The sequence below is a fragment of the Halobacillus sp. B23F22_1 genome, from assembly GCF_043497005.1.
GTDB lineage: Bacteria > Bacillota > Bacilli > Bacillales > Halobacillaceae > Halobacillus_A.
Genome location: NZ_JBIEKE010000002.1, coordinates 1,239,560 through 1,259,523 on the forward strand (window position 1 = coordinate 1,239,560; position 19,964 = coordinate 1,259,523).

Sequence of the window (19,964 nt, forward strand, 5' to 3'; positions counted from 1 at the left end):
TGAGTGTTTTAATTGGAAAGGATTAGGCTTTGCAATGGTGGGGAATGTCTTTACGATAGTGGTTAAAGCCCTTCGAAGATTGCATTCACGTTTTATTATCGCTAAACTGTTATTATGAATGAGGTGAAAAAATGACAAACCAACATTTAATTGCATTAGATTTAGATGGAACACTTTTAACAGACGACAAACGTATTAACCCTGAAACAAAAGAAGTTGTACTTGATGCGATCGACCATGGACATATCGTATGCATCGCAACAGGGCGGCCTCACCGAGCCAGCATTGATTTCTATAAAGAGCTCGGTTTAGAAACACCAATGGTCAATTTTAACGGAGCTCTCATTCACCATCCGAAAAATAAAAATTGGGATGCTCTTCATTCTCCACTTTCAATACGAACAGCCCATAAGATTATTCACAAGTGTCATGAATTAGGCGTACGAAATATATTGGCGGAAGTAAAAGACACGGTTTACCTGGATCAGTACGATGCAGAAATCATGGAAATCTTCCATACCAATGATGATAACCCTGTCAACGTAGGAAACCTGCAAGCCAATTTACAGGATGATCCCACTTCCCTATTGATCCATCCTGAAGAAGAAAAAATAAAAATTCTTCGTGAAGAACTGGATACGCATGCTGAGCTTATTGAACATCGTAAATGGGGTGCACCGTGGCATGTTATTGAAATTGTTCGTGCAGGTATGAATAAAGCAGTAGGCCTTCAAAAAATTGCTCATTATTATCACATTCCACAAGAGCGAATCATTGCCTTTGGCGATGAAGATAACGATTTTGAGATGATTGAGTATGCTGGTATTGGCGTTGCGATGGGAAATGCGATTGACGAACTTAAGAACATGGCCAATTATGTTGCCGACACAAATGAACAAAATGGAATTGGTGAGTTTCTGACAGACTTTTTAAAATTAAACCGCAAAGCCATGTAAGTTATTTTTTTCCTTGAGTAACCTGTTTGGCACGGGTCATACTAAGCTTGGACGCACAAAGCGTTCAGGCTTTTTTTGTGCCAGGAGGCGAATGTCATGGATAAGCAAAACAAAGATGACAAACGTTGGACTGAGGTACGTCCATTTGATGAACGTCAAATGGAACCGAAGCGGTTATCCGATGCTAAACGCAAGGAAATGGAAGCAGACCAACACACAGTAGGAGGGTTTTAAAATGGCCAATTCCCTATTTGAAAACGCACGTAATGCGGTCAACCGAATGACACAGGGTCGTCAAAAAGGTAACCACACAAGCCAGGAAGATATGCAAGCTGCCAAACAAGCAATTCAATCTGCATATAGCCAGTGCTCTCAAGAAGAGAAGCAAGAGCTACAGCAGTTAGAACAAAAACTTGAATCCGAACACAACGGTCAGCAGCAGCAACAGCAAAATAACATGCGTTAAATCTTTTAGATCAGACTCTTTGTGAGTCTGATCTTTTTTTAATACTTTCTGTTTTAATAACATCGGCAAGACTGGAAACAACTTGAAGATTTGGATGTTTGTACGTAAACGGAGTCGTCTGTATGAGCAGAGCTTTCATGTTTAAAATGAGTGCTGGGGCAATCTCATTCATGAAGTTATCCCCGACGGAGATCACTTCTTCCGGAAAAAGTTCGTATTCCTGTAAAATGCGCTTAAAATATCTCTTCGTTAAGGCTGGTTTTTGAGCTGAAACGATAATTTCGTCAAAAATATTATTCAGCTGAAGCTCTTCCAGCAGCTTGACTACATCATAGGATTCGCTATTCGTCAGTAAAATTAATGTCTTATCCTGCTTCCACTCCTCAAGCATCCGTTCTAATCCTTTTGTTTTTGTCAACTTAAATTGAGCTGAGGTCATATAATCTTTTGTTTTCACATAGCTTTCATAACAATCTTTTAAAGATAACCCATGATGAACAGCAATTGAAAAAGGCAGCCACCAACCATCACCAATAGCGATCATGTTATCAAAATTAAAAGAAACCTTCTCAGGATAGTGGTGGGCCACTTGTGTATGAGACCATGGTTCACCTTTCCAGTTCTTAGCTGACACTACTAAATTTGTATAAGGGTCAACCGTCAATACAGCGTCTGTCTTCAGATCATAGGCTTTACCTATCGACAGAGGATGTACGCCTTGTAAAACATTTATGTAATCCTCTTCAAAAGCCTCATGCTTCCCATAGCTTAGCTTTTCTTTCAACAGATTGGCGTAATACTCAAAATGATGTGTATCTTCATATAACGTTCCATCTAAATCAAAAATGATACATTTCACTTGATCGAACATGCGCCTCTTCCCCTTCCTGTTTTCCTTTCTTCTATTATTGTAAATCGTTGTAAATCTTATTAGGGAACCAGGTAAAAGATTGTAATTAAATAGTAAAATCTTTTATAAAACACGGAGGGAGGAACAAAGAGATCACTGAAAAACTAAAGGTCGAGGAAAGATAGAATAAAAAAATTTCCACCCAGGACGCTTTTTTTCTAACTATTCAGAGATTTGTACCTTCTATCCCTACATAAGTTTAACAATTCGTTTTCACATTTGTGATTTTAGTCAGGTAACGTATAAATGGGTAGATTGATTTCTATTGATGCCACGAGGAGCATTCGCGGATGACGCCTGGTCGATTAAAACCGGCCACTTCCGGTGCGTCGCGGGAACAGTGCGAGCCGGAGATCCACTTGGTCAAGTGATCTTATTGACCAAGTTAGCTGAGGCCGTGCCCGCGGCAAGCATCCAGCGACAAGCGATTCGTGACGCTCTTTAAATTAGATAGGACTTTTTCAGTGGCCTCAGGAACAAACCATTCTTTTTCTAAAGGAAAAGAAATTTATATTTACGGAGAAGGGCTTTCGTATCGTCGTAGTTACTGTTTGCCAATCAACAGAAATAAAAAAGCTTGCAGAGAAAGCTTACGGTTCTCAACAAGCTGAATAATATCATGTACGATAATAAGAAGACTTTAATACAATCGCATAAATGAGGTGACCTATGATCCAATACATTATGGCGGTAACATCTGTTACTTCGGGAGTTTCTTTAATAGCCAGCACGGTTAAAGGAAAATAAGTTAGGGCGGCAATACCAGCCAAACCCAAAGCAACACCCCATTGACGCTTAGACGTTACGTTAATTTTTTTCATAAAAATATAACAAAACAGCATCCCGATGATCCACGAGATGCTCATATGAAATAACCATTCCACAAACACCGGCCACTCGATGGAACCAATCACCGGAATGAAATCCACATTCATTAACAGGGTATAAACTTTCCTTTCGGTAATCAACTCGACAAACCACATGTAAATCCCTAAGGCCAGTCCAGAAGTTGTGCCAATGTAAATTCCCCATTTAATGAACATCGTACATGCCTCCACTACATTAATACGCTTCTTGTTTTCTAAGTTCCCTTAAGATGGTTTCTAAAACCTGGCGCAGTTTGCCTTCATCACATGGATAGTCCAAATTCCTGAAGTATAAAGCACGCAGGAAGTGTTTACTGTTGTTAATAATTATTTCTTCAGCCGGATCATCCCAGCTTTTTCTTTGATATAACAACGTTTCTAACCACTCCACTCTTTCATCGGGCTCAATCTTTTTAAACATGGTTAAGACGGCTGTCACCATACGTTCTTCTTCATCAAACAAATAGGGCTTATCAATTAAAAACTGACTACGGATAGTAGGAAGCATATCGATGACTTCCTGCCTCGTAATTTCATTACACGCAGCTGCACTGTCCAACGCGTCAGCCGCGTGAGCCATAGAGTGGGCCCACCCTTTTCCTTGAATATAGCCCCTATGGTCTTTCTCCTGTTCCATATAACGTTTTAAATTCTCCCATACGCGGTGTACTTCCGCTTCCCCAAGCAATCCAGTCTGCTGATGCTTTTTCATAATCGGAGGAATAAGCAGCACTGAAAAACTTCTTTTAAAGACAGCATTTTCTTCTCTTGCTGACATCTTTATTCGATAGAACAAGTAATTTTTATTTAATACCGAGCGCAGAATATTCTTCAATTGATCAGCATTATAATAATCCCGCTCAATAAATTTTGTTAAAATAGTATGAATCAAGTCATCCCGAAGTACTGGATCCGGAGATCCTACACGCTGCAGCATAATCGTCGTTAACTCTGACAAGTTCTGGCCTTGCGGGATTTCAAAATTATTTTCTTTAATTGCTTGCAGTACATCTACTAATTTGGTTTCCATTTCATACCTCCCTGAAATTGTTCATATTGTATCATATCATTTAAAAATTATTGAATCAGAAAGGCTTCCAGTTTAGTCTTTTTCAGTTTTCTGCTAAAATGAGTGAGTATAAGGAAGATTGGAGGAATAATCATGGCAATAACAATTGAAGAAACACCAAACCCGAACGCACGTAAATTTACAACCGAGTCTCTTATTTTTCAAGGTGACGGCAGCGTTTCCGTCATGCCTGGACAAACGAGTGAATACGACATTATGAATCAACTTATGGAGCTTGATGGCGTAGACAATGTCTTTGGCTTCCAGAACTTTATTACAGTAAATCGTTTACCTGATGCAGATTGGGATGTGCTGACTCCTAAAGTAGAAGGCGTTCTAACTGAATTCGGTTATTAAAAAAGGTTTGGGACAAAACTAAATAAAACATAAAATAATCCGAACGATTCTGGAGAAATCAGTTCGGATTATTTGTGTTCCGTGTACCAGGTACCGAAATTCACACTTGGCACTTCGCTCTTTTACAGTTTTTCGGTACCTGGTACCTTTATGCTCCCTCGCTGCAATAGAGTTGCTCGATCGTTCTTTTTTTGACATCCCAGCTTTAGTTATGTCCCGACCTCCAGCTTGTAGAGAAACTTTAGGTTTCTCTACATTTTTTTACTGTTCATCCTTCCGCCAAAATGGGGGAACCGTGATTGCGAGAGCATTTTTAAGACTCAAAATTATCCAGCGGAACAAAGTTCATATTAATGGGTTGTCCTTCTTCATCCCGGTCAAACATTGTCATAATAAGGGCTCCGTTTTCAGGAAGGTCTTCTTCATTAACCGTTACATCAAGTTCAAAAGGAGACCATTCTGAATTTGGATCATTTACTTGCGCAGTTTCTTCTTCTATATATACATTATGACCATCATCGACGCTGTAGAAAAACTCTCCACCTTTGACTTTAGCTTCTCCTGATATATTGTACTGGCCATTCTCTCCCGTGAGCGTAAGCTCCCTGAAAATTTCTTCTCCATTTGCGGCAGCTTCTATTTCTTCTCTAACTTGTTCTGCCCCGCCAGCCTCTCCTTCTGCGTCCGTCTCTTGTTCAGATGCCCCGTTTTCTACAGTCACGGAATCAGTAATTTCAAAAGGCTTCGTCTCAAGTGGCTGATCATTAATAGAAGTTACTAAAAATGACATCGTTGCCTCATATTCTCCCGGAGGCAGCTCCTCTTGTAACGTTTCGTTCGCTTCCAGCTTATCACCAGGTTCCAGCTCTTCAGTAGTCAATTGCTGAGAAAATGCTTGTTCGCTGGAATATTTGTAAACCTCTTCTCCCTCGGGATTCTCCAGAACAATTTCATATTTTTGACTTGAATTAAAGCCAAGAATAATAGGTTCATCCGCCTCATTTGTAATGTGGAAATTGAAGTTTATGCCTTTCTCTGTAGATTCTACATTGGAATCAAAGGTTAACTGTTCAATAAGAGAAACAATATTTTCCGGCTCAGTTTCTTCATTTGACTCGGAGGACTCCTCCTCCGAATTATTTTTCTCCTCTTCATTTGAGTCGTCATTTGAACAACCAACTAAAAATACGACTAAACATCCTGCTACGATCGGAATCCATTTTTTCAGCGTCAACACATCCTTTTCTCCAAAAGTCTACTTATCATCTTTTCTAAAGAAACCAAATATACCAGTAGTTTGAACAATATTCGTAAATGCTTGCGGATCAACATCTGAGATAATGCCTTGCAAGTCATAAAGCTCATAACGGGTTATGACCATAACAAGCATATTTTTATCTTGTTGGGTAAAAGCACCTTTCGCAGGCAAAGTAGTAATCCCCCGTACCATTTTCGCGTGAATGGCTTTTTCCAGGTCGGCTGCTCTTGTTGTAATAATCATTGCTGTCAGTTTTTCGTGACGTGTATGAATCGCGTCAATAACCCGAGTCGTAACATATAACGTCAACAACGTATACAGGGCGTTTTCAGGCTCATAAAGAAAACCTGCTATTGCTATAATAGCAGAATTAATGATTAAAAAATAAATGCCAATTGGACGATCTTTCATACGTGATAAAATCATAGCCACGATGTCCAGACCGCCTGTTGAAGCACCCCACTTCAGTGTAATACCTACACCGAAACCACCGATCACACCGCCGAACACAGCGTTTAGAATAATATCTTCAGATAATTGCTGAATCGGGATGATCTCTAGGAATAAAGTTGTAAAGGCAACAGAGATCGCGCTGTAAACCGTAAAACCTCTACCGACTTTATACCAACCTAAGATCGCAACTGGAATGTTAAGTATAAATAAGATAAGACCTGTACTTACTCCAGGAACGTTTAAAAAGTCTTGGAATATACTCGTCAGTAACTGAGCAACCCCGGTAAATCCGCTTGCGTAAACATTGGCTTCAATAAGGAACAAGTTTAGAGATACGGCGTTAAATACGGCACCAATGAGTACGATTAAAATTCGTTTAATTTCAAATGAAAACATGTCGACCTCCTATCCAGCTTAAATGCGCTAACCTTTTTTTATCACCGTTAAAATTTAAAATCAAGCCTTTCATTATCGTTTCCCATAAAAACATTTCCATAATCATGCCTGTCAAAAGATTTCACTTTACTATCTTCTTTCTTAAGCCTACACTTAAAAGTATACAAACAAATGACGGTAGGTGAAAAGATGAATGTATCAATTATAAGTGATTCAGCATGTGACCTATCTTTAGATTATTTACATAAAATGAATGTTGAATGCTTACCCTTAGGTGTCACAATTGGAGACAAAGAGTATGAAGACGGCAAAACCATTACACCTGAGAAAGTTTATTCTTTAATGAAAGAGGGAGAAGCACCCAAAACGTCACAGGTTTCACCTGAAGCGTTTCGTCAAACCTTTACGAATTTTGTTGAGAAGGACCAGCCTTTTCTTTATTTTGCTCTTTCTTCTGAATTGTCAGGAACTTATCATACCGCCAAAATGATTGAACAAGAAATTAAAGAAGACCACCCTGACGCAAAATTTGAAGTCATCGATACCAAAGCTGCTTCATTAGGTTACGGCCTCATAGTAATGAGGGCAGCCGAGCTTGCTCAAGAAGGAAAAAGCTACGATGAACTCAAAGAAGCCGGAAAATATTATGCAGAGCACATGGAGCATATTTTCACCGTTGATGATCTTGAGTATTTATACCGCGGCGGACGTGTGAGTAAAACAGCCGCTTTTGTCGGCAGTTTGCTGCGCATTAAACCTCTCCTCCACGTAGAAGATGGTAAACTCATTCCGCTTGAAAAAATCCGTGGTTCTAAAAAAGTGCTTAAACGTATGGTTGATATGATGAAAGAACGCGGTTTAGTCTTAGACCAGCAGCGTATTGCAATTAGTCACGGGGACGACATCGAAACCGCTCAAAAGCTGGCCGATATGATTAAAGAAGAATGCGGGACAGAAGACATTCATATTGAAATGATCGGAGCAGTTATTGGTGCCCACGCCGGACCCGGCACCATTGCTTTATTTTTCCTAAATGATGAACCTAAATAACCCCGTTAAAAAACGAAGAAGCCCCGTTGCTTCTTCGTTTATTCGTTCAGCGTTTTTGCTCTCGATTGTGCAGACTGGCGAAGTTCAATTGTAAAAGGAACAATAATACGTTTAGCCGGCTCGAGCTTGTTCTTTACTTTATCGATTAAACACTTCGCTGCTTGATAGCCCAGTTCATAAATGTGAATATCCACAGTCGTTAAAGGCGGGCGGGTCACTTCTGATAAATACACATTATTAAAGCTGACAATCGACACATCTTCAGGCACGAGCATACCAAACTCTTCAAGCATATTAATAACCCCAATGCTCATTAAATCATCAGCGATCACTAAGCCTGTGGGCGGTTTTGGCAAGTTAAATAGTTCACTTACTGCCTGGCTTCCTCCGGATTTTAAAAACTCCGTATGTACTCTGTATTCTTCTAAATAAGGAAGGCCAGCCTCCTCAATCGCCAGCTGATATCCTCTCATCCGATCGATAGTCACGATTAAATCTGTAGAACCGCCAATAAACGCGATATTCTCGTGACCGAGATCAATTAAATGGTTGGTGATGGTTTTTCCACTTCGAATGTTGTCATTATCTACGTGAGTAATTTCGTCAACTCGTTCACTCGGTTTTCCAATAACGACAAACGGGAAGTCTTTTTCCAACAGAAAATGAAGTACAGGATCATTGACTTGAGAGTAGAGTAAAATGATGCCGTCTACGCGGTTAGCATAAACCATCCGCTCTACCCCTTCAAGCATCTCTTCATCTTTCTCTCCCGTAGATAATAAAATAGAATAATCAAGCTGATGAGCTACCGCACTAATACCTCGTAACACTTCAGGGAAAAATGGGTTTTGCAACGCTTTATTTGCACTTGAAGGCATCACCACACCTAACGACTGAGTTGAACGGTTAGCTAACCCACGCGCGTTAGCGTTTGGGTGGTACCCCATCTCTTTCATTGCTTTCTTTACCTTCTTTTTCGTAGCCTGACTGATGCGAGGATGATCCGCAATCACCCTGGAAACGGTTGACGGAGCTACGCCAGCTGCTTTTGCTACTTCTTTGATCGTTACTCCCATATCCTTCACCTTCTGATTAATAGTTGGTCTACTCTTCCCCTTAATATATCATACTATTCGCCCAGCGTATGCTAGGCCTCACGCTTATTCTTTAAACTTATCCAAACGACTGCGATCACAAACAGCAGCAAAATGCCTCCGACAAAGCCGATAAATAACCAGTTAAAGCCTTGATCCTTTTCCACTACAAATACATCAGATGTTTCACGTTCCATCCCAAGCTTATAAGCTCCATCGTTAGACTGCCTGACCACTCCGTCTTCTAATAGACCGCGCATTTGATGATCATCTGGTAAATCCGTTAAATCAGTAGAACGCGTCCCAGAAGCGTTATTAATCGCGATAATCATAATTTCTTCTTCATATTCTCGTTTATAAACGGACATTCCATCCTCATTATAAAGCTCCTCGTAATCACCTCGTGTTAACGCTGGGAACTCATCACGCATGGAATTCAGCTTCTCAATCCGCTGCTCTAGTTGCTCATCTCCCCCTTTAAAATTCATCATTTTGCGATTATCAGGGTCTTCTCCTCCATCCAGAGGTACTTCACTTCCATAATACGTAATAGGGAACCCAGGGGCTGTAAACATATGCGTTAATGCCAATTTCCAGCGAGTAATCGGGTTTTCATTTTCTTCTCCAGCCACCCGAGTAAACCTTTTATTATCATGATTATCAATAAAGTTACCTAAAAGATACGGTTCTTCAAAATACTCCTTATTCCTCTGCCATACATTAGACAGGGGTGTAAGAGAACCACCGGAAGCTTTAAACGTTTCAGTTGCCGCATTATAATAAGGATAGTCGATGAAACTGTCAATGCCTGTGGATTCATAATCTGCTATATATGTAGGGTCCTCACTCCACACCTCACCTAATAAAAAGAAATCTTCATCCACCGATTTCACGTGATCATTAAACTCTGTCCAAAACTCTTTAGGGACGTGTTTCACAGTGTCTAGTCGAAATCCATCCACACCGGTTTCTTCAATCCAATATTCTGCCGCATCAAATAAGTATTGCTTCACTTCAGGATTTTCAGTATTTAAGTCCGGCAGTCCAGAGAGCCAGCCATCTTCTAATCGTTGTTGATCCTCGCCCATGATCGACTGTTCTTCATGAAACCAATCATCTTTCTCTTCATCATCCAGCCAGGGATGCTGGTCCCACGTGTGATTAACTACAAAGTCAAAGATGACTTTTATATCACGCTCGTGTGCTTCCTCCACTAGTTTTTTCGCATCTTCCATTGTTCCGAAATGCTCTTCCACTTCCATAAAGTCTTCAATCCAGTAACCATGATAGCCTTTTTCTCCATTTTCCATAATAGGCGTCAGCCAAATCGACGTAAAACCTAACTCTTCAATGTAATCAAGCTGCTCAATGATTCCTTGAAGATCACCACCATGGTAAGCCGTGGGATTATCGGTGTCCACTTCGTAATCGTTTTCCTTATCGCCATTCATAAACCGATCGACCATAATAAAATACATACTTTCGTCCTGCCATTTACGTTCTTCTTTTTCAGCCGCATGGGAGTTATGGGCGCAAAAAAGAAGAAACGGAATGAGCATGAGAATGGTTGCAAGCTTTCTCATCTTCCGTTCCCCCTATTTATAATCTATGTCTTTAAGATTATCCCTTTGCACCACCAACCGTCAATCCAGAAATGAAATATCTTTTTATAGATAAGAAAAGAATTGATATTGGGTATGCCATAAAAACTGAGTCTCTGCATGCCTCTACTATATAAGCATAGGATGTTGAGGAATCGGGGCTTTCCTTTCTTAAATTACTATTTTATTCCCTTCACCTTATTTGATTTGAATATTGTAAGTGGTTAACCAGTAATTAATTTGACAAAGATGGGCGATTAACTGCGGTCCTGTCATCAACTGTCCAAACCAGGGGGTATCAATAGTTTTCCCTTCAGATTGATTCAATGCTTTTAATTCATTATGGTCAAACAAATCAAAGATTGGAGCATGAGGGACGCTTAAAATCTCATCCATCCATTTTGTTACGGCCTTCGTATAGGCAGGGTTAAATGTTTTAGGATAAGGGTTCTTCTTTCTCTTTAACACACCTTCAGGTAAAATTCCTCTTAACGCTTCCCTTAACAAACCTTTTTCCTGTTCTCCATGGTGCTTCATTTCCCAGGGAATATTGTAGGCATATTCTACGAGTCGGTGATCACTAAAAGGAACTCGAACCTCCAGGCTCGCCCCCATACTCATCCGGTCTTTTCTTTCTAATAACGTCTGCATGAACCAATTCATATTTAAATACAGCATTTGTCGATGCTTAGAAGCAGCAGTAGATTCTCCTTTTAAAAGCGGAGCTTCATTAATGGAATCCTGATAGCGGTCCAGCATGTATTGTTCTAAGTCATATTGATGTACGATGTCCTTTCGAACTAGTTTTTGCCGCTCCTGAATCGAGCGAATCCATGGGAAACCCTTTCTATCCCTGTCTTCTTTGCGATAAAACCATGGATAACCTCCGAAAATTTCATCTGCACATTCTCCCGACAAAGACACCGTCACATGATTTTTTATACGTTCACAAAACCATAATAATGAGGAATCAACATCGGCCATACCCGGCAGATCCTTCAGCTCTACAGACCTTTTTAATCTAGAAACAAGATCTTCCACGCTTGCTTCCAAAGTGTAATGCTTCGTTTGATGTGCTTTCTGCACCATTTGGATATACGTGAAATCACGATCAGGCTGAAAAGCGTTCTTTTTAAAAAATTTCTCTTGTTCTTCATAGTCAATGGAGAACGTTTCTAATGAACCCAGCCCCTCATTTTTATAATGGTCTGCAGCTACGGATGTAATCGCGCTAGAATCTACTCCCCCAGAAAGAAATGTACCTAGTTTCACATCACTTACTAATTGGCGCTCAACAGCATCAACGAACAGCTTCCTTACCTGTTCGACCGTTTCTTTAAATGAAGAGTTATGAGCATCACTTGACACGTTCCAATACCGTTTCACGGAAAAAGCACCTTGATGCCATATGGCACAAAAACCCGGTCTGACTTCATGGATGCCTTCAAATATTCCATGCCCCGGTGTTCGTGAAGGCCCAAGCGTAAGAATTTCAAGTATACCTTCCTCAGCAATGCTCGCTTGTTTTTGAGGATGAGCAAGAATAGCTTTTATCTCTGAAGCAAAAAGCAGCCCGTCTTTTTGCTCACTATAGAATAAAGGTTTAACCCCCATTCGATCGCGTGCTAAGAATAGCCGCTGCTTGCGGACCTCCCAAATACTAAACGCAAATATTCCATTAAATTGATGAAGACATGCCTCGCCCCATTCCATATAACTAACGAGAACGACTTCAGTATCTGAATGACCTTTAAACGTCCAGCCTTTTGCCTTCAATTGATTTCTTACTTCGTCCGTATTGTACAGCTCTCCGTTATAACAAAGAACATATTCCTCTCCTTCAGCCTGGCGGATCATGGGCTGAATGCCGCCTTTTGGGTCAACGACAATTAACCGCTGGTGGCCAAACCCTGCCGGCCCTTTCACCCACTTTTGATAATCATCTGGACCTCTATGCTTAATCGTTTCAGACATCTTATCGATCATGAGAAGCTTTTCTTCTTCTCTACTCTGGGTATTCACCCACCCTACAAACCCGCACACAGGCATCACCTTCCTTTTACCTTAACGTACTCAACTCACATACTAAGCACTTGGTCTTTTCCTCATAAAGAGAGCATCATAGTATAAGGTATGACGCTGGGCTTGGATGCTATGATTTTTTTTAAAAACCGTTGACTTTACCAATGATAATGATTATCATTATTATTGAAGAGAGTGATCAATGTTTCCCCCAATAATATTGATCCTAAAAAAATCATTCCCCCTTTACATGAAAAACCTGCATGCGACGAAAGCATGCAGGTTTATTTTTAGGCAGGAAGTATACCTAACGGTAAGAATCCAAAACCAAGGATAAGTGCCAGTATTCCAGCGATTAAAAGCTGTGCCCACCATGCACCGGCTGGTTTTTTCTTCTTGTATTTTATTGTAACCATTTCCATTGATGCAATGACCCATAACCCAACAAGTAATTTAACAATAGCTAATCCAATTTGATCAGACCCCATGTATTCCGCAAACAAGGATCCACCAGAATATAAGATTAATAGATAGGCTGCGCGTAAAATCATGTGTGAGATCTTTGCTGCTTTTTCATTACCGCTTCTTGTAAATGTTGTGACCAGTCCTACTAAGGCAAAGGCAATTACCCATGAGGTAATATGTAAGTGTGCCAACAATATTCCTCCTTTTTCTTCATGAATCTTCCTTCATCATACCACGTGTGATTCCTTTTTTCTTGAAAAAAGCTTAACTGATTATTTTCTTATTAGTAAGAAAATTGTTACTAAACCTGTTATACTGAACGTGAAGTTTAATTGAATTTGGAGGGATATCATGGCAGTTCAAAGTCAACAAATCATCGATCAGACTCAAGAATATGGTGCAAAAAACTATCACCCTTTACCGATTGTTATTTCCAAAGCAGAAGGTGTTTGGGTGGAAGATCCTGAAGGCAACCGCTATATGGATATGCTTAGCGCATATTCTGCTGTCAATCAGGGGCATCGTCACCCTAAAATCATACAAGCACTTAGAGATCAAGCCGATCGTGTAACTCTTACTTCTCGTGCTTTTCACAATGACCAGCTGGGACCTTGGTATGAAAAGGTTTGTAAGTTAACAAATAAAGAAATGGCTTTGCCGATGAACACTGGTGTGGAAGCTGTAGAAACAGCCATTAAAGCCACCCGCCGGTGGGCTTATGATCATAAAGGTGTACCAGACGGCCAAGCTGAAATTATCGCTTGTGAGGGTAATTTCCATGGGCGAACGTTGACAGCAGTATCCTTATCATCTGAAGAAGAATATCAGCGTGGCTTTGGACCGCTTCTTCCGGGTATTAAGCTGATTCCTTATGGTGATATCGATGCATTAAAAGAAGCAATTACGGAGAATACAGCTGGCTTTCTGCTTGAGCCGATTCAAGGAGAAGCAGGGATCGTCATGCCGCCTGAAGGCTTTCTAAAAGAGGCATATGAAGTATGCAAACAAGAAAACGTTCTATTTATAGCTGATGAAATTCAGGCAGGATTAGGACGCAGCGGAAAAATGTTCGCTTGTGACTGGGAAGAAATTTCTCCTGATGTCTTAATACTTGGTAAAGCTCTTGGCGGCGGCGTGTTTCCTATTTCCTGTGTTGTTGCCAATAAAGATATTCTTGGTGTCTTCAATCCTGGCTCTCACGGCTCAACATTTGGTGGAAACCCGCTGGCTAGTGCCGTATCCATGGCTGCTCTTGATGTCATCGAAGAAGAAAAGCTGGCCGATCGCTCGCTTGAACTCGGAACGTATATGAAGGAAGAACTTAGTAAAATCGATAATCCGATCATTAAAGAGATTCGTGGTAAAGGATTATTCATTGGAGTTGAGCTCACGGAAGCAGCAAGACCTTATTGTGAAGATCTAAAAGAAAAAGGACTGCTATGTAAGGAAACACACGAAAACGTCATTCGTTTCGCTCCTCCATTAACGATTGATAAATCTGATCTTGATTGGGCGATTGCACAAATTAAAGAAGTACTCAGCCAATAAAAATAAAAGCTTCGGCCGCGGCCGAAGCTTTTTTCTGATTGGGTGAGTGGTTTTTATAACATTTGAGAAAGGATTTCTTTCATTTCAAACACTATTAATAACATTTACTTAAATTAGTCAATGGAAGTAATTTTTTTCTGCCCCCACGGAGCAACGACAATCTCCACTACTCGGCTTTCCACTTGTTCAAACGAATCTCCTGTGTCTTCTTCAATAAAATAACGATCTAAGCCAATGTTGACGTGCAAGTTATTCTGGGACATATCGCTCCACTCATACTTTGCCTTTAGTTCCACTTGCCCTTCTTCTGCAGCAGAAGAATCCGGACCAGCTTGAACAACCTCGTACTTACCATCATCCCCCTCTTCGATAGTTACGAACACCACATCACCTCGTTCTGGATCATCACTGCCCTGCCAAAGCTTTTCAGAAAAGCTTTCAATATCATAACGAAGCGTCACATAATCTCCATAAAACGGATCCCGTGGGTCAATTGGTTCTGTTTCCAAATAAATGGTTTCGCCCCACCGGTCCATTGCATAATAAGAAGCTGACATTCCGATAAGAAAGAGAGCTTGTAAGCTGACGACGACATAAAATAGTGTCCACTTCATGATGGCTCCCCTCCCTTAACTTGGCGGCGTTTTTTCTCCAAAAAGTAACTGAGGATAAATAATAAAATGCCTCCGGTAAAAAAGAAGATCGAACGATCCATAAACGCCCAGGCCAGTTGAAAATAAGCAACGAATGTCGTAATGAGAAAAGCCACCGTTCCTTTCATCACCCAATCTGCACGTTCCTTTCGGTAGCCAGCAAGCAGCCATCCGAGCGAATAGACGAACATAAGCAGCAGCGACAAAAGATCGCCTGCCCCTATTCGAAATACAGGAATGAAGAGCACCAAATCAATCCAATTAAATTTTGTTGACTCCATGGCTGACTGAATAACAGCATACAGAAAGAGTATAGACCAGGCCAGGAAGAAGAAGTTTGAATACTCGACATCATTACTTTCATAGCCTAAAAGAAACACTTGAAAAAGATTTACCGTAAATATAGACAATACAGCGATTGAGCCAAAGGTTCTCAAATGGAGCTGCCCATACGGCAGATGACTCACGATATAAAGGGCGAGAAAAAGAAGAATCAGCCAATAATAAGACCAGCCATATGAAAAAACAAACACCATCGATTGAATGATATAACTGAGGGCAAACAACCCGGTTAAAAGACGGTTTCCATTTTTGTACAAAACCCAGCCAAGGCCGGCAATAAACAATATTCCGAGTGGGATGTAGAACTCCTGATACGTAATTCCGCTATAAATTTGACCAGCCGTAACAATAACTAACGCAGCTAAAAATAAAATAGATTCTTTAAAAACTAGCAATAAACCAAAACAAGCCAGCGACCATACTAAGAAAGGAAAAGCACTAAATGAGGAAAAGTGATACATTTGTCCGGTTAAAAAGATGCCGGCTCCAAACACACATAAGGAAATGATAATGAAGCTGAGTCCTACTGGCTTTGAACGTCGTTGATATAATACCGCTCCCGTTCCATAAAAAACAAGCAGGAAAAAGAGGATAATCGCCATTTTTACAAGATCTGATAAGGCAGACCAATTTGATGCAATAAACGTCAGAAATCCTAAACCGATAAATAATGCCGCAAAGGTAAGTAAAACCGGATGCCCTGTCTTTTTTTCATAATGATTGAGAATTTGTTCCCTTTGCCCGGAAGTGATTACCCCATCTTTTACCCAGCGTTCCGATTCCTTCTCAAGTTGTCCGCGGTTCACACGATCATCCCTTTCCTAAGAGGCCTGGCTGTCAGAACGTTTAAGAGGCTGTTTCTTACCATACGTAAGTGTTCTCCATAACCATTCCAGCGGTCCATATTTGTATTTATTAATCCATAGCTTGCTCAATACCACTTGAAAGCTAAAAATAATGAAAACGATTGCTGCACTTGCAAGCGGAGTAACTTCCCCATACCACCCAAAACCAACAGAATAAAATAATATAAAACAAATCACCGACTGAAAAATGTAGTTTGTTAGTGACATACGTCCAACCCACGTTAAAGGCTGGAGCAGCTTTTTACCTCCAGATGAGCGAAAAGCCAGCGTGACTGTTAATAAATAAAAAACGGCGGAAGAAGATCCTCCGATATTATCCTGCATCAATTGAAACCATTCGGGATTCCCTATCACATATGGGCCGGCTTTAAATAAAATAAATAATATCCCGGTCACCGCCCACCATTTCTTAATCGTGGATGAATTATCCTCCGGGCGATGCAGCCATTTCTTTTTAGCAAGATATGCACCTAATAAAAACATAGGGATTAGAGATAAAGCAAGCAGAGGAAAAGTACCTAGATTGTTACTGTACGTCCAATCGGAAAAATTTTGCTGCCAAATATTGAGCAGCGATCCATCTCCATAATTTTGCTTTGCTGCTTCCACTTCCGCATATGAGTTAAAAGCACCGAGCTTACTTCGCACCGCATAGAGCCCTAAAGTTATTGGGAAAGTAAGAACACCAAGCATAGTGGCGGCCGTAATGATCAGCGCCCTTGGCGAAGCGTTAAAAAAGGCAAACATTGCAAATCCAAATAACCCGTAAGACAATAAAATATCGCCATGCCAGATGAGAAAGGCGTGACCAGCCCCAAAACCTAGTAAAACCAATAGTCTGCGTAAGATGATGGGGCGGTAGGATATTTGTTTTTGTTCTAATCGTTCCTTCATCATATAAAGACCAAAGCCAAACATAAGTGAAAATAGTGTATAAAAGCTAGCTTGAAAGAAGATATCAATGATCGTTTGAACGACTTGACTCGTTTCTGAAGGGAAGAATTGTTCCTCGCCGCCGTACAAGAAATAAGGTGCGTTAAAGGCAGGAACATTCACCATAAAAATACCTAAAATTGCCAATCCGCGAGCCGCATCAATCCAGTTCAGCCGATCTTTATCTTGTAAAGGTCCCCCCTGCTGTTTCACTAAGACTCCCCCTTATTACTTTCATTTTACTTTTATTACGATATTTACACAATGTTGGTTCATATAGATGTAGAAAGGAGAATATTCATGCCTGCAAAAGTTGGCTTCGTTAAAATTATTACCGTCTCTTCCGCCGGTGTATTTAATATTGGAGATGTGTTCAGTATGACACCCCACGCTTCTTCGAAAACTTTTGCCGGAGGAGGTTCATTTAACACAGGAAATGGGATTCGCATCCATTTAGATAAAGCAGAAACGTATATTAATGATAAAGAAGTCATCGATCAATCTTTTAACGAATAAGGAGGATTCACTGTGAATATGACCATTTATCAAACCATTTCCATCCGCTACATTAAGATTGGAACAGTTGCTAATTCTTCCATTATTCAAATAGGCAGCTCAGGCGTTATTCAAGCACAGGCTGACTTGTATAATTCAGGATCGTTCACTGAACCCGCAAAGGAACCCGAACCTAAAGATGGAGAAGTATACATTCCTGAGGCAGATTCCGGTCCTCTCGTTCCACTTACGACTTCATAGGCAAATTGCCGTGTCAATCAGCATAAGCTAAAAAAGGGGTGAACGCTAATGAATAACTATTATTCTTGGGATCAGTGGATGCAGCAAGTCATGGAACAAATGCTTGAACAACAGCGGCTTATAGAAGAACTCACCCAAAAGCTTGAGCATTTACAATCGAGAGACCAGACGAAAACAGTGATCGAAAAGATTGAATACCATTTTGATCAACTAAAAATTGAAACACTTGAGGGCACATTACAAATTGGCCTGACGCCAAACGGTTCTCCAGAAACGAATATTGAAGACTTGTATACCGGACAAACTGCTGAACCTTATTTAGATGAGCTGATGGGACACTCAGTTCCCCATGCGATTGATGACTATGTAAGAAATCATGACCTTTCTCTTCCCGGTGATCACCGGGACCACATGATTAAAGATATAAATAACCAATTGCCTGAACGATTTAAGGAACATAAAAAGCGCGAACCAAACCTATCCAATGAGCAAATTGCCCAGCGGCTGACAGAAGAAATTAAACGTTCTGTCGGTCAATATTTAGACCAATATGAAAATGGGGGATCACAATGAATTTCACCGTTCATAACTACGGATTAGATGTTGGGAACGTACATGTAACAAGTGTAACGACGTCTTCCGTCTTTTTAATAGGGGATAACCGTACAATTCGATTGCGTTCTTATTTTGACACACCTCCAGAATCCTTAATTATAGGCCCTTATAAAAAAGAACCAGAGGAAATAGAAAATGACGAACAAGCGAACAGCTGATGTCCACCAAGCGGACATGACTACAATTACCATTGGTTCCGGCTTGCTCATTGGTGACTTGGTACACTACCATCCCCGGGCAAAAGTGCTAGCTGTCCAAGAAGAAACTCGTACTTTTCAAGAATTCATTGATTTTGAAGATTTACCGATTTTTAACGCCCAACTTTCACCACCGAAACCTCCCATAAATATTGACACTACAATTATCCATCACCATTCATCTATTCGCGTCCAAAATGTCCATATAAAAAGTGCATCTACGGCTGGACTTGTACAAATTGGCGGCATCGATTATGTAGACGGTGAATCTAGACTAAAACATATTCGTATCCTGGAAAGTGAACAGTGAAGATAATTTCACATAAGCTATAATAGTAAGCAGATAAGGAGGACTTCGTTATGCCATCCATTATTGGTCCTTTCCGTATCAATAGTATAAGTGGAGGAGTCGTTAACTTCGGAGATTCGTTCTATATTTCTCCTAAGAGCTCCTCAAAAACGACCACCGGGTCAGGTTCATCCAATACCGGTGATTTCATTGCAACATACAACGGTTTTAGTAACGTCCAGCCAGTTGATCCTGATGTCAACGATCAAAATGTAGGCGGCGCCTAGAGGAGAGCGTCACTGCGGTACCATTAGCACTCTGAGCGTAAATGAGCATCACGGCGGTACAGGTACCGAGACTCTCTTTTTTCTGTCTCTTACCACTTTTTTGTCTCTCGATACCTGGTACCGATCAGCTCTCTTACCGCAAAAGAGCAGTACCGTCAGCACTCACACCATAAAAGTGCAAAAAAATCTTTCATCCCTTTACAGCGGGTGAAAGGCTTTTTTTGCCCTTTTATCTTTTCTTTCGGTTTGACGTTCTTGTGGTTATTTTTTTCTCTGGATCCTGCTTTTTCACCCAGCGTACATACTTTCTCATAGTTGGGTGATCCGCTAACCGTGCCAGCGTGTGATAGAAACCGGCCAGCTCTTCATTTGTAAACAGGGCGTGGATTTGACGATGACAGGCGCTGCACAGCTTAGCTGCCGGCCCGGCTGCTCCTCCATGCTGTTTTGGAATCAAATGGTGCTCTGTAGTCTTTACGGGGCTGCGCTGACACAATTCGCATTGATCGCACACA

General features: G+C 40.7%; 25 protein-coding genes and 1 pseudogene. 12 read left to right on the plus strand and 14 right to left on the minus strand.

The window, feature by feature from the left end; translation table 11 throughout:
- Nucleotides 1–131 precede the first annotated feature (131 nt).
- From ACGTNH_RS14125 to ACGTNH_RS14135, 3 genes are all read left to right on the plus strand, one after another.
- On the plus strand, nucleotides 132–956 hold the full coding sequence (locus ACGTNH_RS14125; RefSeq protein ID WP_394587519.1) for a Cof-type HAD-IIB family hydrolase: 825 nt from the start codon (nucleotides 132–134) through the stop codon (nucleotides 954–956).
- 96 nt (nucleotides 957–1,052) lie between these two features.
- Nucleotides 1,053–1,190: a hypothetical protein gene (locus ACGTNH_RS14130; protein WP_188376605.1), complete on the plus strand. Its 138-nt coding sequence runs from the start codon at nucleotides 1,053–1,055 to the stop codon at nucleotides 1,188–1,190.
- Between the two features lies 1 nt (nucleotide 1,191).
- Nucleotides 1,192–1,422: a DUF3813 domain-containing protein gene (locus tag ACGTNH_RS14135; RefSeq protein WP_394587520.1), complete on the plus strand. Its 231-nt coding sequence runs from the start codon at nucleotides 1,192–1,194 to the stop codon at nucleotides 1,420–1,422.
- A gap of 10 nt (nucleotides 1,423–1,432) precedes the next feature.
- Here the strand turns inward: ACGTNH_RS14135 and ACGTNH_RS14140 are convergent, their stop codons facing one another.
- From ACGTNH_RS14140 to ACGTNH_RS14150, 3 genes are all read right to left on the minus strand, one after another.
- Entirely contained in the window at nucleotides 1,433–2,293 is an 861-nt protein-coding gene (locus tag ACGTNH_RS14140) for an HAD family hydrolase (protein WP_394587521.1), read from the minus strand.
- 656 nt (nucleotides 2,294–2,949) lie between these two features.
- Nucleotides 2,950–3,375, minus strand: a complete 426-nt coding sequence (locus ACGTNH_RS14145) for a hypothetical protein (protein WP_394587522.1) — start codon at nucleotides 3,373–3,375, stop codon at nucleotides 2,950–2,952.
- A gap of 19 nt (nucleotides 3,376–3,394) precedes the next feature.
- A complete protein-coding gene (locus ACGTNH_RS14150; RefSeq protein WP_394587524.1) occupies nucleotides 3,395–4,228 on the minus strand; it encodes a DUF2785 domain-containing protein in 834 nt (277 codons plus the stop codon).
- 132 nt (nucleotides 4,229–4,360) lie between these two features.
- Here ACGTNH_RS14150 and ACGTNH_RS14155 point away from each other — a divergent pair, with 132 nt between their 5' ends.
- Nucleotides 4,361–4,624 carry a NifU N-terminal domain-containing protein gene (locus ACGTNH_RS14155; protein WP_394587525.1) on the plus strand — a complete coding sequence of 88 codons (264 nt, stop codon included), beginning with the start codon at nucleotides 4,361–4,363 and terminating at the stop codon, nucleotides 4,622–4,624.
- Nucleotides 4,625–4,937: 313 nt separating this feature from the next.
- Here ACGTNH_RS14155 and ACGTNH_RS14160 read toward each other — a convergent pair whose 3' ends face one another.
- Complete coding sequence (locus ACGTNH_RS14160; RefSeq protein WP_394587526.1) at nucleotides 4,938–5,861, minus strand: BsuPI-related putative proteinase inhibitor; 924 nt, start codon at nucleotides 5,859–5,861, stop codon at nucleotides 4,938–4,940.
- Between the two features lie 18 nt (nucleotides 5,862–5,879).
- The gene (locus ACGTNH_RS14165; protein WP_394587527.1) at nucleotides 5,880–6,731 is read right to left on the minus strand and encodes a YitT family protein; all 852 of its coding nucleotides are present in this window, start codon (nucleotides 6,729–6,731) and stop codon (nucleotides 5,880–5,882) included.
- A 189-nt stretch (nucleotides 6,732–6,920) separates the two neighbouring features.
- On the opposite strand from ACGTNH_RS14165, the gene fakB reads away from it, so the two are divergent.
- A complete protein-coding gene (gene fakB / locus ACGTNH_RS14170) occupies nucleotides 6,921–7,781 on the plus strand; it encodes a DegV family protein (protein WP_394587528.1) in 861 nt (286 codons plus the stop codon).
- A 38-nt stretch (nucleotides 7,782–7,819) separates the two neighbouring features.
- Here the strand turns inward: fakB and ACGTNH_RS14175 are convergent, their stop codons facing one another.
- The 5 genes and pseudogenes from ACGTNH_RS14175 to ACGTNH_RS14195 all read right to left on the minus strand — a co-directional run bounded on the left by ACGTNH_RS14175 (nucleotide 7,820) and on the right by ACGTNH_RS14195 (nucleotide 13,154).
- Nucleotides 7,820–8,857: a LacI family DNA-binding transcriptional regulator gene (locus tag ACGTNH_RS14175; protein WP_394587529.1), complete on the minus strand. Its 1,038-nt coding sequence runs from the start codon at nucleotides 8,855–8,857 to the stop codon at nucleotides 7,820–7,822.
- Between the two features lie 71 nt (nucleotides 8,858–8,928).
- Entirely contained in the window at nucleotides 8,929–10,458 is a 1,530-nt protein-coding gene (locus ACGTNH_RS14180) for an alpha-amylase family glycosyl hydrolase (protein WP_394587530.1), read from the minus strand.
- A 37-nt stretch (nucleotides 10,459–10,495) separates the two neighbouring features.
- Nucleotides 10,496–10,588, minus strand: a pseudogene (locus ACGTNH_RS14185) (sugar ABC transporter permease); the annotation flags it as partial.
- Between the two features lie 86 nt (nucleotides 10,589–10,674).
- Complete coding sequence (asnB, locus tag ACGTNH_RS14190; RefSeq protein ID WP_394587531.1) at nucleotides 10,675–12,519, minus strand: asparagine synthase (glutamine-hydrolyzing); 1,845 nt, start codon at nucleotides 12,517–12,519, stop codon at nucleotides 10,675–10,677.
- A 269-nt stretch (nucleotides 12,520–12,788) separates the two neighbouring features.
- Nucleotides 12,789–13,154 carry a YisL family protein gene (locus ACGTNH_RS14195; protein ID WP_394587532.1) on the minus strand — a complete coding sequence of 122 codons (366 nt, stop codon included), beginning with the start codon at nucleotides 13,152–13,154 and terminating at the stop codon, nucleotides 12,789–12,791.
- A gap of 160 nt (nucleotides 13,155–13,314) precedes the next feature.
- Between ACGTNH_RS14195 and ACGTNH_RS14200 the strand changes: the two genes are divergently transcribed.
- Entirely contained in the window at nucleotides 13,315–14,511 is a 1,197-nt protein-coding gene (locus ACGTNH_RS14200; RefSeq protein ID WP_394587533.1) for an ornithine--oxo-acid transaminase, read from the plus strand.
- Between the two features lie 113 nt (nucleotides 14,512–14,624).
- Here ACGTNH_RS14200 and ACGTNH_RS14205 read toward each other — a convergent pair whose 3' ends face one another.
- From ACGTNH_RS14205 to ACGTNH_RS14215, 3 genes are read right to left on the minus strand one after another with little or no spacing between them, the layout of a single operon-like run.
- Nucleotides 14,625–15,125: a GDYXXLXY domain-containing protein gene (locus ACGTNH_RS14205; protein WP_394587534.1), complete on the minus strand. Its 501-nt coding sequence runs from the start codon at nucleotides 15,123–15,125 to the stop codon at nucleotides 14,625–14,627.
- Entirely contained in the window at nucleotides 15,122–16,312 is a 1,191-nt protein-coding gene (locus ACGTNH_RS14210; RefSeq protein WP_394587535.1) for a DUF2157 domain-containing protein, read from the minus strand. Before ACGTNH_RS14210 ends, ACGTNH_RS14205 begins: the two co-directional genes overlap by 4 nt.
- 15 nt (nucleotides 16,313–16,327) lie before the next feature.
- Nucleotides 16,328–17,518 (minus strand): DUF418 domain-containing protein, encoded by a 1,191-nt coding sequence (locus ACGTNH_RS14215; protein WP_394587537.1) that lies wholly within the window; start codon nucleotides 17,516–17,518, stop codon nucleotides 16,328–16,330.
- A gap of 87 nt (nucleotides 17,519–17,605) precedes the next feature.
- On the opposite strand from ACGTNH_RS14215, the gene ACGTNH_RS14220 reads away from it, so the two are divergent.
- From ACGTNH_RS14220 to ACGTNH_RS14245, 6 genes are read left to right on the plus strand one after another with little or no spacing between them, the layout of a single operon-like run.
- On the plus strand, nucleotides 17,606–17,821 hold the full coding sequence (locus ACGTNH_RS14220) for a spore germination protein (RefSeq protein WP_394587538.1): 216 nt from the start codon (nucleotides 17,606–17,608) through the stop codon (nucleotides 17,819–17,821).
- Between the two features lie 18 nt (nucleotides 17,822–17,839).
- The gene (locus ACGTNH_RS14225; protein WP_394587711.1) at nucleotides 17,840–18,061 is read left to right on the plus strand and encodes a spore germination protein GerPB; all 222 of its coding nucleotides are present in this window, start codon (nucleotides 17,840–17,842) and stop codon (nucleotides 18,059–18,061) included.
- 48 nt (nucleotides 18,062–18,109) lie between these two features.
- Complete coding sequence (gerPC, locus tag ACGTNH_RS14230; RefSeq protein ID WP_394587539.1) at nucleotides 18,110–18,634, plus strand: spore germination protein GerPC; 525 nt, start codon at nucleotides 18,110–18,112, stop codon at nucleotides 18,632–18,634.
- Nucleotides 18,631–18,834, plus strand: coding sequence for a spore germination protein GerPD (locus tag ACGTNH_RS14235; RefSeq protein WP_394587540.1), 204 nt, complete (start codon nucleotides 18,631–18,633; stop codon nucleotides 18,832–18,834). Before gerPC ends, ACGTNH_RS14235 begins: the two co-directional genes overlap by 4 nt.
- The gene (locus tag ACGTNH_RS14240) at nucleotides 18,812–19,183 is read left to right on the plus strand and encodes a spore germination protein GerPE (RefSeq protein WP_394587541.1); all 372 of its coding nucleotides are present in this window, start codon (nucleotides 18,812–18,814) and stop codon (nucleotides 19,181–19,183) included. The genes ACGTNH_RS14235 and ACGTNH_RS14240 overlap by 23 nt, the downstream gene beginning before the upstream one ends.
- A 50-nt stretch (nucleotides 19,184–19,233) precedes the next feature.
- On the plus strand, nucleotides 19,234–19,449 hold the full coding sequence (locus tag ACGTNH_RS14245) for a spore germination protein (protein WP_394587542.1): 216 nt from the start codon (nucleotides 19,234–19,236) through the stop codon (nucleotides 19,447–19,449).
- A gap of 229 nt (nucleotides 19,450–19,678) precedes the next feature.
- Here ACGTNH_RS14245 and ACGTNH_RS14250 read toward each other — a convergent pair whose 3' ends face one another.
- Nucleotides 19,679–19,963 carry an HNH endonuclease gene (locus tag ACGTNH_RS14250; RefSeq protein WP_394587543.1) on the minus strand — a complete coding sequence of 95 codons (285 nt, stop codon included), beginning with the start codon at nucleotides 19,961–19,963 and terminating at the stop codon, nucleotides 19,679–19,681.
- Between the last annotated feature and the right edge of the window lies 1 nt (nucleotide 19,964).

Bases quoted from the DNA above. Each gene is read 5' to 3' on its own strand.
- ACGTNH_RS14245 (WP_394587542.1), top strand. From the start codon at position 19,234: ATGCCATCCATTATTGGTCCTTTCCGTATCAATAGTATAAGTGGAGGA.
- ACGTNH_RS14165 (WP_394587527.1), bottom strand. From the start codon at position 6,731: ATGTTTTCATTTGAAATTAAACGAATTTTAATCGTACTCATTGGTGCC.
- fakB (WP_394587528.1), top strand. From the start codon at position 6,921: ATGAATGTATCAATTATAAGTGATTCAGCATGTGACCTATCTTTAGAT.
- ACGTNH_RS14130 (WP_188376605.1), top strand. From the start codon at position 1,053: ATGGATAAGCAAAACAAAGATGACAAACGTTGGACTGAGGTACGTCCA.
- ACGTNH_RS14220 (WP_394587538.1), top strand. From the start codon at position 17,606: ATGCCTGCAAAAGTTGGCTTCGTTAAAATTATTACCGTCTCTTCCGCC.
- ACGTNH_RS14140 (WP_394587521.1), bottom strand. From the start codon at position 2,293: ATGTTCGATCAAGTGAAATGTATCATTTTTGATTTAGATGGAACGTTA.
- ACGTNH_RS14150 (WP_394587524.1), bottom strand. From the start codon at position 4,228: ATGGAAACCAAATTAGTAGATGTACTGCAAGCAATTAAAGAAAATAAT.
- ACGTNH_RS14155 (WP_394587525.1), top strand. From the start codon at position 4,361: ATGGCAATAACAATTGAAGAAACACCAAACCCGAACGCACGTAAATTT.
- ACGTNH_RS14175 (WP_394587529.1), bottom strand. From the start codon at position 8,857: ATGGGAGTAACGATCAAAGAAGTAGCAAAAGCAGCTGGCGTAGCTCCG.
- ACGTNH_RS14225 (WP_394587711.1), top strand. From the start codon at position 17,840: ATGACCATTTATCAAACCATTTCCATCCGCTACATTAAGATTGGAACA.
- ACGTNH_RS14205 (WP_394587534.1), bottom strand. From the start codon at position 15,125: ATGAAGTGGACACTATTTTATGTCGTCGTCAGCTTACAAGCTCTCTTT.
- ACGTNH_RS14240 (WP_394587541.1), top strand. From the start codon at position 18,812: ATGACGAACAAGCGAACAGCTGATGTCCACCAAGCGGACATGACTACA.
- ACGTNH_RS14145 (WP_394587522.1), bottom strand. From the start codon at position 3,375: ATGTTCATTAAATGGGGAATTTACATTGGCACAACTTCTGGACTGGCC.
- ACGTNH_RS14125 (WP_394587519.1), top strand. From the start codon at position 132: ATGACAAACCAACATTTAATTGCATTAGATTTAGATGGAACACTTTTA.
- gerPC (WP_394587539.1), top strand. From the start codon at position 18,110: ATGAATAACTATTATTCTTGGGATCAGTGGATGCAGCAAGTCATGGAA.
- ACGTNH_RS14235 (WP_394587540.1), top strand. From the start codon at position 18,631: ATGAATTTCACCGTTCATAACTACGGATTAGATGTTGGGAACGTACAT.
- ACGTNH_RS14200 (WP_394587533.1), top strand. From the start codon at position 13,315: ATGGCAGTTCAAAGTCAACAAATCATCGATCAGACTCAAGAATATGGT.
- ACGTNH_RS14180 (WP_394587530.1), bottom strand. From the start codon at position 10,458: ATGAGAAAGCTTGCAACCATTCTCATGCTCATTCCGTTTCTTCTTTTT.
- ACGTNH_RS14135 (WP_394587520.1), top strand. From the start codon at position 1,192: ATGGCCAATTCCCTATTTGAAAACGCACGTAATGCGGTCAACCGAATG.